Source organism: Flavobacterium piscis (assembly GCF_001686925.1).
GTDB classification, from domain to species: domain Bacteria; phylum Bacteroidota; class Bacteroidia; order Flavobacteriales; family Flavobacteriaceae; genus Flavobacterium; species Flavobacterium piscis.
In genome coordinates this window covers 573,870-587,424 of record NZ_LVEN01000046.1, presented here as the reverse complement: position 1 = coordinate 587,424, position 13,555 = coordinate 573,870, and the positions used below count along the sequence as shown (strand labels likewise).

The following is a 13,555-nucleotide window of genomic DNA, read 5'->3' as shown; positions in this document are numbered from 1 at the left end:
TTTTATGAATTCGATATCTAAAATTACGGCTGTATTTTTACTTGCATTGCTAGTTTTGGCCTGCAATAATAAACCAAAACCTGCAATCGAAAAAGATGCTTCTACATCAAAAGTTTCACTTCAAACAAACACAAATAAAGAATTGATTGAAGGTGTATATGAAACACAACCGGAATCCGATAATAGTGATGAGTGCCAAATTTCGATTGAAATAAGCAAAACGAAAACGAGCTATTCTTATTTTCTAAAAACAAAAATTCGAGAATTAAAAGGTATTGCCAATCTAACAACCAACGAATCCGGAGAGAAAATTATCGTTTTAGAAGGCATCGAATGGGACGAATATGAAGGTGACATTAGCCGTGAAGAAGAAAATGATTCTATCGCTGATTCAGGAACAAATTCTCAAGAATTAAAAATCCCTGTAGGAATTGGCGCTAGCTACACCAAAGATACTCTCACGATTCAGAATTACGGAAACGCTATGAATTCTTATACTAAGCTTTCAGAATGTGGCAGGAAATATATACAGCTGATTAAGAAATAAATTCCAATCTTTTGAAATTCCAAATTCCAAGTAACTAAAGCTGCAAATGAATAAAATCCGTCAAATACTTCTCTTTTCAGTTTTACTTATCACCCTACTTACCGGATTTATATTCTATGAAATAAAAACTTATCAACCTACTTATTTAGTTTGCGCAATGCCTGTTCCTGCGTATTGCGGAAATCCTGATTTAACAGAAAATGAAACAAAGGGAAGAGAAATTTTCAATTCAAATTGTGCAGCGTGTCACAAACTAGACGCAAGAAGTACCGGACCAGCACTTCGCAACATAGATTCACTTGTAATTACAAAATGGATGATTGGTAAAAACCACAAAATTGACAGTACTAAAATTGAGAAATTAGGATTAGATTATCACAGAACGATGTTTAAAGATTTTGTAAATGAAGAAAATCTTGCATTAATAATAGATTATTGTTCAAGAACACGTTATTAAATTCCAATTAACTACAATATTGCCATTTCGACCGAAGAGAGAAATCACACGCGGAATTCGACAAAGATTGACAAGTTTCTTTGCGGAGTTTCTAGTGTGACTTCTTAGCGTCGAAGTGACAAACTATGACGATAACTAGCATCTCAAAAATAAAAAAAAATCCCAAACCTCAACAAAGTTGGAATTTGGGATTTTTAAAATATTTGAATTTCTTTAAAAACTAACCTTTGATTTGTTTCAAAGAAGTTTTAATACCTTTTATTAAAGATGAACTAAAGCCATTGTGTTCCATTTCATTCAATCCTACGATTGTACAGCCTTGCGGAGTTGTTACACGATCGATTAATTGTTCAGGGTGTACTTTTTCCTCCAGTAACATTTTTGCAGCTCCTTTTACAGTTTGTGCTGCAATGGCTAATGCTGTTTGAGAATCAAAACCTATTTCGATTCCCGCTTGCATCGAAGCACGAATATATCTTAAAGCATAAGCTGTTCCGCATGCTCCAAGAACTGTTGCTGCATCCATCAGCTTTTCGTCGATTACTGGGGCAGTTCCTAAATCCTGAAACAAGTCAACAATTGGCAAAGCTTTTTCTCTGTCCTTTTCAGGAAAAGAAATACAAGTTGCCGATTCGCCAAACTGTGCGGCGATATTGGGCATAATACGAATTACCGGAAAAGCATTGTTTGTTTTTTCCTGAAGTACATCCAAAGATAAACCGCTTACTGCCGAAGCAATTGTTTTGCCTTGAATTGCCGGCAAAATTTCAGCCAAAACAATATCGACCTGATACGGTTTTATGGTTAAAATCACCACATCGGCCTCCTGAATATTATGTTTATTATCTGATGAAACTGTAATTCCGTACTCTGTTAAATACTGAATACTGGTGATGTTTCTTCTTGTAACGGTAACCTGGTTGTTTTTGGAGAATTTAGCAATTCCCAAGGCTATAGAAACCCCAAGATTTCCTCCCCCTATTATATGTACTTTCATTGCTTATTTATTGGCTGGTTAATAGCATATTTTTCAGCCACAAATTACACAGATTTTACAGATCTTAAATCACTGCATTCTACTAATTTGTTGCAAAAACTTAGAAACCAAGAATCAATTTGGCTACTCCAAAATAGAGCATAATTCCAAATACGTCATTGGTTGTAGTAATAAACGGACCCGTTGCGATTGCAGGGTCAATTTTATTTTTATGTAAAAATAGCGGCACCAGAGTTCCTAAAGTCGCAGCAAATAAAATTACTACAATCATCGAAATTGAAATCGCAATTCCCACCAAATATTGCTGGTACATTACAGAATGATAGGCCAATAAAAGTAATGATATGATAGTTCCTGAAATCATAGAAACACTAATTTCTTTACTAAAATAACCTCTGCTAAATTCTTTCAGCGTTCCGTTTGCCAATCCCTGCACCACAATTGCCGATGCCTGAACACCAATATTTCCTGCGGTTGCAGAAAGTAACGGTACAAAAATAATTAAGGTTGAATATTTTTGAAACGTAGCTTCGTTTCCTTTTAATACAAACGACGCCACAATTTCGATCACCATACCTATTAAAAGCCATGGCAAACGTGCTTTTGTAAGTTCAAGAACGCTATCATTAGATTCTACGTCCTGTGTAATACCTGCCGCTAACTGATAATCTTTATCTGCCTCATCCTTTATCACATCTAAAATGTCATCAATAGTAATCCTTCCTACTAAACGTCCAAGTTCATCTACAACCGGAATTGCCTCCAAATCGTATTTTTGCATGATACGTGCTACCTCAACATCTTCGGTATCTACGTTTACAAAATTTAATTTTCGGATATAAATGTCACCAATTTGAGTTTTGGTAGAAGTTGTCAATAAATCTTTTAATGATAATCTCCCCTTTAAGCGGTTTTCATCATCAACAACATAAATAGAGTGTACTCTTGAAACATTTTCTGCCTGAATACGCATTTCTTTTACACAAGTTAGCACATTCCAGTTTTCATTGACTTTTACCAACTCTTTTCCCATCAAACCACCGGCAGAATTTTCGTCGTAACGCAACAAATCGACAATGTCTTTTGCGTGTTCTACGTCAAGCATCTCGGAGATTACCTCGGCTTTTATTTCCTGAGAAAGTTCACCAATAATATCGGCCGCATCATTTGTTTCAAGCTCATCAAGCTCCTCTGCAATTTCTTTCGGCGAAAGTCGGCTTAAGATGTTTTCACGCAGGTCATCTTCCAGTTCAAGAAGAATTTCGGCTGTTTTATCACTATCTAAAACCTTAAAGATATAAGTTGCCTCGTCAAAATCCAGTTCATCGAGGATTTCGGCTATATCGGCATGGTGCAGATCATTCAATAAAACTTCAAGTGCCTTGTCGTTTTTATTAACAATATGCTCTTCTAACTGGTGGATTAATTCTTTGCTAACTTTGAACTCCATCGGCTTCTATTTTTTGAGTCAAAACAATAAATTCGTCTACGCTAAGCTGCTCAGGACGCTTATCAAAGATAGTGTCTAATCGCAATTCATCAGATAAATTTAATGTTTTCAAACTGTTACGTAATGTTTTTCGTCTTTGCTGAAAAGCAGTTTTTACAACTGTAAAAAACAACCTTTCACCACACGGAAGGCTATAATCTTCCTTTCGGGTCATTTTCATCACACCCGACTTGACCTTGGGCGGAGGAATAAAAACGTTTTCATCTACGGTAAACAGATACTCTGTATCATAGAAAGCCTGGGCCAATACGGATAAGATTCCATAAGCCTTTGAGCCTTTTTTCTCGCAAATTCTTTCAGCAACTTCTTTTTGAAACATCCCCGAAAATTCCGGAATCTGATGTTTGAATTCTAAAGTTCTAAAAACGATTTGCGTTGAAATATTATAAGGAAAATTTCCAATAATAGCGAATTGTTTATTTTCATAAACCTCGTTTATATTGTATTTCAGGAAATCCTGAGAGATAATTTTATCTTTTAGTTTTGGATAATTTTCACCCAAATACACTACAGACTCTCCATCAATCTCAATCACGTGCGTGTTAACGGGTTTGTCAAGCAAATACTTAGTCAACACACCCATCCCCGGTCCTATTTCTAAAACCTCATCGTATCCTTTTAAACTTAAAGTATCTGCAATTGCTTTGGCGATACTTTCGTCTTTCAGGAAATGTTGTCCTAAATGTTTTTTGGCTTTTACTTTTTCCATTTTCTTTTTTATTTGCCGCGAAGGCACTAAGGTATTTTTGCCACGAAGGCGCTAATACACAAAGTTTTATTTTTTATTTCTGTTTTGTGAGATTTGCCACAAAGGCGCTAAGTCACAAAGTTTTATTTTTTATTAATTTCTCGTAACTGTTGAATATCTAATAAATCCTTTACTCTATTTGCTTTAATTTTACTTGTGATCAAATCCTCTAAAGACAGTACATTCCATTTTAAAAATGTTTTGCCATTAACTGTTATTTCCTCACTATCATTATAAGCCTCTTCAAAAGTTTTGTTTACCGAAAATTTAGTTATCAATTCCAAATCTAAATCAACAGGAGAAAATTTTATTGATATATTTTGTTGTTGTTGTTTTACATTTTCAGGAAAATCATCAATTTCATATCCCATCTCATTAAAAACAAGCACCAACTTCTTAAAATTTTCATCGGTCGTTTCTATCCAAAAATCTACATCTGCTGAGTGTCTCTGATATCCATGAAAATTTACAGCTCCACCACCCACCATAAGCATTCGGACATTATGTTTGGCAGCTAATGCAATAAATTCATCAATATTCTGATCCCAAAGCTTTGACATTCTATTTTGATTTTATAACAATTATAAAATTGTCTTTGTTTTTGTCTACTTTATTCTTCACAGGAAATCTGCTTATTCTCTCACTTAAACGTAAAAAACTATAAAATCTTTCAACTTTAGACAACTTCAAAAAATCCTCTTGCTGTTGTTTATTACTTTCTTCTTTAGTTTGAAATCTAATTTCCATAATTTTCTATTTTTACTGAGACTGAAAACCGAGACTAACATTTTAGATTTTAATGCTCCGAAATCACTTCCAATTCTGTTCTGAAAGAAAGCATTTTATCAGCAAATAAAGACAAGGCTTCCTGATGAAATTTTGGTTCGTCTTCGATATAATATTGATCTAAAGTTTCTTTACTATCGGTAACATATTGAACAGAATACGTAATTCCACCCATTTCTTCTTCTATCAAAACCCTAACAATTCTTGCCGAAGAAAATTTATTGGTAGCCAGAATTTCCGGTATGTGTTTTTCCTGCATCCATTTTAACCATTGGTCATGAACGCTCTCGTGTATATTTGTGGTAACGTTGTATATAATCATTTTTTTTAGATTTTGGACTTCTTAGACATTAGACTACTTAGATTTTAGAAAAGTCTAAAAATCTAAGTAGTCTAACAATCTAAAGATCTATTTTATAAATTCTTGTCTCCTCTTAACTCTCGGTATTTTTTTCTGGCATCAACAAAGTAAATACTGTCCTGATGATTAAAAATTACCTTTTCATACAAAGGTTTTGCTTTTTCTGTATTTTTCAATTCGTCATTGTAAATTTCTGCCGAAAAAAACAGTGCTTCATCTACATAAATTCCGTCACTATGATTGTCAATGATTTGTTGGTATTGGCTTAAAGCCGAATTAAAATCTTTTTGACTTTCATAAATTTTACCTAACCGCAACAATGTTACAGCTTCTATTTCTTGCCCTTTAAAGCTTTTTAAAATACTCTGAAACTGAGCAATTGCTTCGGTTTTTTTATTCTGATAAATTAAAAAATCACCTTTTGCGAATTGTTTTAATGCCGTTTGTGTCGAATCAGCAACGGTATTATCATTAATCAATAAAAAATATTCCAGAGCATCATTGGCAATCAATTGTGTGTTTGCTGCTTTCAGCTCTTTAAATTGCTTCAAAGCCCACTCAAAGTCGCCTTTGTAATAACTTGTTTTTGCCGCTTTTAAACTGGCTTCGTGCGCCATGATATCATTCTTTAAATCCAATTGAATTTGCGAATAATAAATCAACGCCTGATTGAACTTTTCTTCTAAAAGCAAGATGTCAGCCAACTCCATCTTCGCATCTGCTTTTTGATAATCATTCAAGTTTAATTCTAATGCTTTTTTAACGATTGCCTTCCCTTCTTCAGTCTTTTTAAGATTAAAAGCCAGGAAATGCGCCTGAATTATTTGCAAAGATAAGGTAAAAGGAGTTATTTCATAGGTTGCAAGCAATTGTTGTAACTCTGTATTGATAATTGGATAGTCTTTTTCCTGTGCTTTCTCGATTTTAATTTGCATTAAATACGAATTGGTCTGAATCAATAAGTCTAAATCTTTGGTATTTAAAAGAATAAAATTCAGAATCTCTGTAGCGGTCTCGGTGTCATCTTCATTCAAAGCAAACTGACTTAAATTAACAATACTCGAAAGCGATTCAGGTTCGCGTTTGTAAATGGCTTTTTCCTGTATAAAGGCTTTACCAAATTCTTTTTGCTGTACATAAAACCAACTCAGGTAATGATTCCAGAATACATCCTGGTCTTTTTGCGTTCTAAGAATTAATGCTTTACGCATGGCATCTTTAAAAGCCGTATTATCTGTTTCGCCATTCATGAAACGGGATAATTGCGTCTGAATTAAATTGGCGTTTTGAGGACTATTGTATGATTCTGTCAATAAAAGTTCGATCATCTGATCGGTCTTTCCTAACTGACCGTACAACATCCCAATCTGGAAATTGAAATTATAATTTGGCTGTATCTGCATTGCGGTTTGATACGCTTTTAAGGCATATTCCAGCAATACTTTTTTCTCGAAAGAATTACCAATTCCGTAAACATCATTAGGACTTGTTTTTATTTTTTCGATTGCCTGCTCGTAGTAACCGTTGGCTTTAGCCTCATTTTTTTGCAATTGAAAATTATATCCTAATTCTACTAAAAAAACGCCTTGTTTGTATCTGTTATAGCGATCCTGAATCACTTTTTGAGCCAGATCAAACTGTTGCAATTGCTGATAACAATCGATCGTTCTTAAAAAATATTGGGTATTAGATGGCGAAATTTTCAGCAGCTCTTCATAACTAATTTTAGCTTTTTCGAAATCACCTTTATCGTAGTAATATTGCGCCAGTTGCTCATTTTGTGAAAATGCAAAACCCGACCATAATAAAACGATATAAATAAAGATGTTTTTCATAATTCAGTCTTTTTTTCAGTTTACAGTCTCGGTCTCAGTTTTCAGTCTCAGTTTTCAGTTTTCGGTCTCAACATTAGTCCAATTCACTGTAAACTGCGACTGTGACTATAAACTAGATTTCGGTCTCAATATTAGTGCAATTCACTGTAAACTGCGCCTGTGACTGTAAACTAGATTTCGGTCTCAACATTAGTGCAATTCACTGTAAACTGCGACTGCACCCTAAACCTTCTTCGATTTCCAAATCATCAAGGTGATACCTATTAAAATAAAAGGAATACTTAACACTTGTCCCATATTAATAATCATATCATTCTCGAAAGCTTCTTGATTCTCCTTGAAAAATTCGATTATAAATCGGGCTACAAACATTAAAGTTAAGAAACATCCAAAGATAAACCCGTCTGCATTTTTAAACTTTTCTGTTTTGTACAAATAAAGTACAATACCAAAAATTAATAAATAGGCAAATGCTTCATACAACTGTGTAGGATGTCTCGGGATCATATCATCTCTTTGAAAAACAACTCCCCAATTTCCGTTCGTTGGTTTTCCGTAGATTTCAGAATTCATAAAATTACCGAACCTGATAAAAGCCCCTGTAACCGGAACTCCAATCGCCATTTTATCTAAAATCCATAAGAACTTAACATTGTATTTTCGGCAATATAAAATCATTGCGATCAAAACACCAATCGATCCTCCGTGACTGGCCAGACCCTGATAACCTACAAATTTATAAACTCCTGCTACTTTCTGAATAGGTAAAAGAATTTCTATGGGATGCTGCAAAAAATAAGACGGTTCATAAAAGAAACAATGCCCTAATCGCGCGCCTAAAATGGTTCCAACAATTACATAAACCAATAAACTATCCAGATTATCCAGCGAAAGATGTTCTTTTTTATAAATACTTCTTACGATATAATATCCCAGTAAAAGTCCGATGGCAAAAAGAGCACCATAATATTTTAAAGGAAAACTATCCGTTATCATGACAATAACCGGATCTACATTCCAATTTAAAATTCCGTTACTCATAATAGGTTCTTTATTAAAGCATTCAGTCGCAGTTTACAGTCACAGTCAAAAACTGTAAACTGTCACTGCGACTGTACACTTATTTTAATCTTAATTTATAATATCAAATCCGCAGTAAGGGCGTAAAATTTCTGGAATTACGATTCCTTCCGGAGTTTGGTAATTTTCTAATATTCCTGCCAAAACTCTTGGCAAAGCCAATGAACTTCCGTTAAGCGTGTGTGCCAATTGGTTTTTTCCGTCTTTGTCTTTGAAACGCAATTTCAAACGATTGGCCTGAAAAGTTTCGAAGTTAGAAACTGAACTGATCTCTAACCAACGATCCTGCGCTGTAGAAAAAACTTCAAAATCATAAGTTAAAGCCGATGTGAAACCCATATCGCCACCACATAAACGTAAAACTCTGTATGGCAATTTCAATTCTTTCAAAATATCTTTTACATGTTCTACCATTCCGTCAAGTGCTTCGTAAGACTTATCAGGATGTTCTACACGTACAATTTCTACTTTATCAAATTGGTGCAAACGGTTTAATCCGCGCACGTGCGCTCCGTAAGAACCTGCTTCACGACGGAAACATGGTGTATATGCTGTGTATAAAACTGGTAATTCTGTTTCGCTCAATAAAACATCGCGAAACAAATTCGTAACCGGAACCTCAGCCGTTGGAATCAAATATAAATCATCAATTGTTGAGTGATACATTTGCCCTTCTTTATCTGGTAATTGTCCTGTTCCGTAACCTGAAGCCTCGTTTACCAAATGCGGCACCTGAACTTCATTATATCCTGCAGCGGTATTTTTATCTAAAAAATAATTGATTAAGGCACGTTGCAAACGAGCTCCTTTTCCTTTATAAACAGGAAAACCAGCACCGGCAATTTTTACACCCAATTCAAAATCGATGATATCGTATTTTTTTACCAATTCCCAGTGAGGCTGTGCACCTTCATGAAGAACGGGAATATCGCCTTCCTGGAAAACATTTAAGTTATCGTCCGGAGTTTTTCCTTCAGGAACAATATCAGCCGGAAGATTGGGTAAAGTGTATAATAAATTGGTTAATTCGGTTGCCAAAGCTTCTGCTTTTTCGCCTAATTCTTTACTTTTTTCTTTTAATGAAACCGTTTTTTCTTTTAAGATTGCCGCTTTAGCTTTCTCTCCCGCTTTCATCAACTCCCCTATATCTTTGGATAATTTATTAGATTCAGATAAAGTGTTGTCTAATTCAACTTGTGTTGCACGACGGTTTTCGTCTAATTGCACGACTTCTTCAACAACGCTTTTAGCATCGATATTTCGTTTTGCTAAAGCCTTGATTACTTTCTCCTGATTCTCTCTAATAAATGCGATTTGTAACATAGCTTGATTTTTATAACTATTGTATTTTTTTATAACGGAAGCAAATTTAAGGAAATGTTTTATAAGATCACGACAAAGTTGATTCTAAAGTTATTTCGGGGGTTATTACACGGAGATGCACGAAGGGTTACGCAGAGATGCGCAAAGATTTTAAATAAATCGAAGTTTTATATTTTTAATAGAACACAAACCCTGCGGCGCGAAATATTTATAGAAATAGAAAATTCAATTGAATCCAGAACCCTACTGGGGTGACATCTTTTACAGATGAATATACCGCTCCGATGGAACTTTAAGACAAAATCAATATCGTTTTCTATAAAAATGACGCCTCTCTGAAGCTCTATTTTGATTCATTTGATTTATTCTTTAATCACCTTAAACGTTTCAACAACATCTTCAATTGTAACTTTCAAAATATAAAATCCTGGAGTTAATGCGATAACATTTATCGTTCCGTCGCTGGTTTTACCTTTTAAAGCACTTTTCGATTCGAAATCAAAAAACTCAAAATCGAAGTTTTTAGTTTTTAAATTTTCAATAGAAATTGTTGTTTGAGCCGGATTAGGATAAACAAAAGGCTTTTTAAGTGCTGTAACTTCGGGCTGAACGTTATTACAAGCACTTTCTAATAATGATGGTAAATCTACCTCATCATAAACAAGTGTATAATTAAGCTCATCTGCTTTTTTGAACAATTCGCAGGCTTCTTTGTATTGGAGTTGATCGAGATAAATAATCCCCAGATTTTTCATCGCATACGAATTGTTTTTATCCCTATCTAAAACATATTTCAAATCGGCAATTCCTTTCTCTGATTCTCCCAGTTTATGATAAATTAATCCTCTTGTGGTTCGTAAATCCCGGCCTCCATATCCTACACTCTTGTCAATGATGGTTTTTTCATTTTTAAAAGCTACAGTAATGCTTTCCATTGCTTTTTGATATTCTCCAGTATCGCTGTATAATATGGCAAGTGCCCATTGTGCATGTGCGTGATCTGGTTTTTTAGCTACAATTTTTTCTAAATAAAACCGAGCCAAATCATAAGACTTTCTTCGCTGTAATAAGATCGCAAAATTGTACAAAATACGCAAATCGTCCGGTGCATTACGAATAGCCTTATAACAATAATTAAAAGCAAAATTATCCATTTCGAGTGAGGCATAAATATTAGCCAGTCGGTCGTAAAGTTTACTTCTAAAAACCGCTCTCTTTTTTTCTAAAGAATCAGACAGGACAATATCTTTATTTTTAGGATCTTTATCTACAGAATATTCGACCTTTTTTAAATCCTCAAGCGCCAAAGTTGTATTACCAAGACTAATACTTAAAACACCGCGATTGAACAAATCATTCACCTTTGTTGGGTTATAATTTGTTCTTATATTAATTTCGGTCATTAATTTAAGGGCTTTTTTTACCGTTTCTTCTTTGTCTTTATTAAACGGCAATTTGTGATCGGTTCTGCTTACCAGTTTTCCGTGCGAGAAATTCCAGGTCACGAGTTTTTCGCCCTGTTTGTTGTACTGATAAGCATTTGAATCTTTAAGACCCTGATCATCATAAAAGAAAATCTCATTCAGTTTTCCGTTCGAATAATACGTTTTTGTGCTGTCCGGTTTTTTATCTTTTCCGTACCAAATCTCGACAGAAACTACATGATCATCATAAAAATATCTTGAAACATTATCAGATGTATCGCTGCCTTTTTCCTGTGCAGATAAAAAAACGGGCAAAAACAATAAGGCAAAAACGATTTTTTTATTCATATAACGTTCTGTCAAAAAAATTTAGGCATTAAATAGAAAATCAAATTTCGACAAAATTACTTATGTTCTACCAATAATTCTCTTAATTCATTGGTTTTTAAATAGGCAGCAAAACGTCCCGAAAGCAACAAAACCTCTCTTTCGTCCGGCGTAATCCTTAGTTTGGTTTCTACGTGTGAGGCATATTCGTATAAAAGCAAAACTTGTCTGGCAGATAAAGCTTTAAATTTTTCTTTGCTTAAAGTTGCCACAATTATTTCGCCGTCTTTATCTTTTTTAAACGAATCTTCGCCAAACTTCATGATCAGTTCCTGCTTAAAAGTGTCAAATAATTTTACCCAACTACTGGCTTCGTCATTGGTATTTTTTAATTCAAAAACCAAATCTTCATAAGGATAATCTTTTTGCATTTTTACCAAATAATCCCTAATCGTGGTAAAACCTATAATCTGATAATTCGAAACTGGTATTTTATAACGTTCAAAAGTATTTTCCACATCTTTATCAAAAGTCATATAACGAGTCTGCACCGTATATAAAGAAGCGGTTTCAAACAACGAAATCAATCTTATTTTGGCATCGGTTATATAAGGCGTTTTTTTTCCTTGTCCGAGGCAGTCAATAAAAAGTGCTTTCTTGTTTTTATCACTCACTTTTGTATCGTTATGCAGCAACTCTACCAAAGTTTTATAACCCATATTATCCGAAGCGCCGCCATCAACAATACACAATATTTTATCCTGGTTTTTTACGCCAAATTTTACTTTTGGCAAAACTCCCGGAAAAGCAGAACTCGCCGTAATGGCATAAGTAAGCGGAAAATCATAACCACCGTTTATTTTATTTTCATTTAATGAAATAGCAGCTTTATTGGGTGCCAAAGAAGAATTGAGGTTTAAACCCCGAATGATATGCGGCATAAACGGAATACGTTCGCCATTATTAAAAGCCGTTCCGTTGGCGACGAACATGGGCAAAGTGGGAGTCGTTTTACTGTCCTTTGAAACAAAAAAATCAGACAGCAGCATTTGGGTTCCAAACTTATTTGTATTATCAGGATTCGTGGCATCGTATTGCAAAATATCAGCATCTATGCGCTGTGTCATCGATATTTTATCACCTTTTTCGTTTCGGCTATTGTTTAAAAGAGATAAAATATTGGCCGATTTATCTACGTAATCCTTATAAGCATCGGCTTTAGAAAAGTAAAATTCGTTGAAAGAACAATTGTCAAAAAATAATTTGTTTTTAAGAATCGTCAGATAATATCCTGCAGAAAAACAACCTCCTGAAACGGTAGAGAAATAATCGATTTCGTTCAGGAAATTACGTTGTAAATTATTTTCCTGAATTTCCTCTAATCCCAAAAGCACTCCCATACTAAAAAACTGCGCTCTCGAACCTCCGCCCGAAATACCAATTCCTAAGGCAATATTAGGATTCTGGAACTTTTTATCCCGTTCCTGAACCGACTTATAATCGTCTAACGAAACAGAGGGAATCGAACTGTAATTGATTTCTGAAAAAAGGTTGATTTTGTTTTGAGAAAATCCCGTCTGAAGAAAAAGCAACAGCACGATCTGGAAGTATTTATATCTCATTTTTAACTTTTTATAATCGTTAAATCACTAAAAGCAAATTTACAAGAAACGTAACGAAGTTAAATAGTACCTAATGAAATCTTTAACATTCAAAAAACACAATTCTCTAATTTACAGTAATACTTCGTGTTGGCGATGATGTACAAGTTGCTCCTCCATTTTGAACTGTAATTTCAGCTTTTGCTGTATAAGTTCCCGCTGCGCTGTAAATATGCGAAGTAGAAACCGTTGTTCCTGTCGCTGTAACTGTCTCTGCAGGCGTACCATCACCAAAAGTAAATTTTACAGATTTTAAAGTGTTCGTTCCTGAATATTCAACTGTAAAATCTATTTTTTTAGGGTTAGTAGCATCTGTCGAATGCTTTACCTTCTCGAATAAAGACTCTCCTACGCAATCCAGGCCTTTATCTATATCACTTTTGCTGCACGAAATACTTAAAACAAATAATGCGGCAATCATCAAAATTGGAGATTTACTTTTCATGATGTTACTTTTTAGTGGTTGTTTTTTAAAATGTTATTCCTACAAATATAACAA

At 34.4% G+C, this 13,555-nt stretch carries 14 protein-coding genes; 2 read left to right on the top strand and 12 right to left on the bottom strand.

The window, feature by feature from the left end:
• Positions 1-4 precede the first annotated feature (4 nt).
• Both FLP_RS23705 and FLP_RS23700 read left to right on the top strand, forming a co-directional pair.
• Positions 5-547 carry a hypothetical protein gene (locus tag FLP_RS23705; RefSeq protein WP_065451947.1) on the top strand — a complete coding sequence of 181 codons (543 nt, stop codon included), beginning with the start codon at positions 5-7 and terminating at the stop codon, positions 545-547.
• Positions 548-593: 46 nt separating this feature from the next.
• Positions 594-1,004, top strand: coding sequence for a c-type cytochrome (locus tag FLP_RS23700; RefSeq protein ID WP_065451946.1), 411 nt, complete (start codon positions 594-596; stop codon positions 1,002-1,004).
• Positions 1,005-1,224: 220 nt separating this feature from the next.
• Here FLP_RS23700 and proC read toward each other — a convergent pair whose 3' ends face one another.
• The 12 genes from proC to FLP_RS23640 all read right to left on the bottom strand — a co-directional run bounded on the left by proC (position 1,225) and on the right by FLP_RS23640 (position 13,501).
• Entirely contained in the window at positions 1,225-2,001 is a 777-nt protein-coding gene (gene proC, locus FLP_RS23695) for a pyrroline-5-carboxylate reductase (RefSeq protein ID WP_065451945.1), read from the bottom strand.
• A 100-nt stretch (positions 2,002-2,101) separates the two neighbouring features.
• Positions 2,102-3,451: a magnesium transporter gene (gene mgtE, locus FLP_RS23690; protein ID WP_065451944.1), complete on the bottom strand. Its 1,350-nt coding sequence runs from the start codon at positions 3,449-3,451 to the stop codon at positions 2,102-2,104.
• Positions 3,435-4,220, bottom strand: a complete 786-nt coding sequence (gene rsmA, locus FLP_RS23685; RefSeq protein ID WP_056248114.1) for a 16S rRNA (adenine(1518)-N(6)/adenine(1519)-N(6))-dimethyltransferase RsmA — start codon at positions 4,218-4,220, stop codon at positions 3,435-3,437. The genes mgtE and rsmA overlap by 17 nt, the downstream gene beginning before the upstream one ends.
• 122 nt (positions 4,221-4,342) lie before the next feature.
• Positions 4,343-4,819, bottom strand: coding sequence for a nucleotidyl transferase AbiEii/AbiGii toxin family protein (locus tag FLP_RS23680; RefSeq protein ID WP_065451943.1), 477 nt, complete (start codon positions 4,817-4,819; stop codon positions 4,343-4,345).
• Position 4,820: 1 nt separating this feature from the next.
• Complete coding sequence (locus FLP_RS23675; RefSeq protein WP_065451942.1) at positions 4,821-5,006, bottom strand: hypothetical protein; 186 nt, start codon at positions 5,004-5,006, stop codon at positions 4,821-4,823.
• A 49-nt stretch (positions 5,007-5,055) separates the two neighbouring features.
• Complete coding sequence (locus FLP_RS23670) at positions 5,056-5,367, bottom strand: DUF4286 family protein (protein ID WP_065451941.1); 312 nt, start codon at positions 5,365-5,367, stop codon at positions 5,056-5,058.
• Positions 5,368-5,459: 92 nt separating this feature from the next.
• On the bottom strand, positions 5,460-7,241 hold the full coding sequence (locus tag FLP_RS23665) for a tetratricopeptide repeat protein (RefSeq protein WP_065451940.1): 1,782 nt from the start codon (positions 7,239-7,241) through the stop codon (positions 5,460-5,462).
• Positions 7,242-7,463: 222 nt separating this feature from the next.
• Positions 7,464-8,282, bottom strand: a complete 819-nt coding sequence (lgt, locus tag FLP_RS23660; protein WP_065451939.1) for a prolipoprotein diacylglyceryl transferase — start codon at positions 8,280-8,282, stop codon at positions 7,464-7,466.
• 90 nt (positions 8,283-8,372) lie between these two features.
• Positions 8,373-9,644 carry a serine--tRNA ligase gene (gene serS, locus FLP_RS23655; protein WP_065451938.1) on the bottom strand — a complete coding sequence of 424 codons (1,272 nt, stop codon included), beginning with the start codon at positions 9,642-9,644 and terminating at the stop codon, positions 8,373-8,375.
• A gap of 362 nt (positions 9,645-10,006) precedes the next feature.
• Positions 10,007-11,416, bottom strand: coding sequence for a T9SS type A sorting domain-containing protein (locus FLP_RS23650; protein ID WP_065451937.1), 1,410 nt, complete (start codon positions 11,414-11,416; stop codon positions 10,007-10,009).
• Positions 11,417-11,472: 56 nt separating this feature from the next.
• Positions 11,473-13,017: a patatin-like phospholipase family protein gene (locus FLP_RS23645; protein WP_065451936.1), complete on the bottom strand. Its 1,545-nt coding sequence runs from the start codon at positions 13,015-13,017 to the stop codon at positions 11,473-11,475.
• Positions 13,018-13,123: 106 nt separating this feature from the next.
• A complete protein-coding gene (locus FLP_RS23640) occupies positions 13,124-13,501 on the bottom strand; it encodes a PKD domain-containing protein (protein ID WP_065451935.1) in 378 nt (125 codons plus the stop codon).
• Positions 13,502-13,555: the final 54 nt, after the last annotated feature.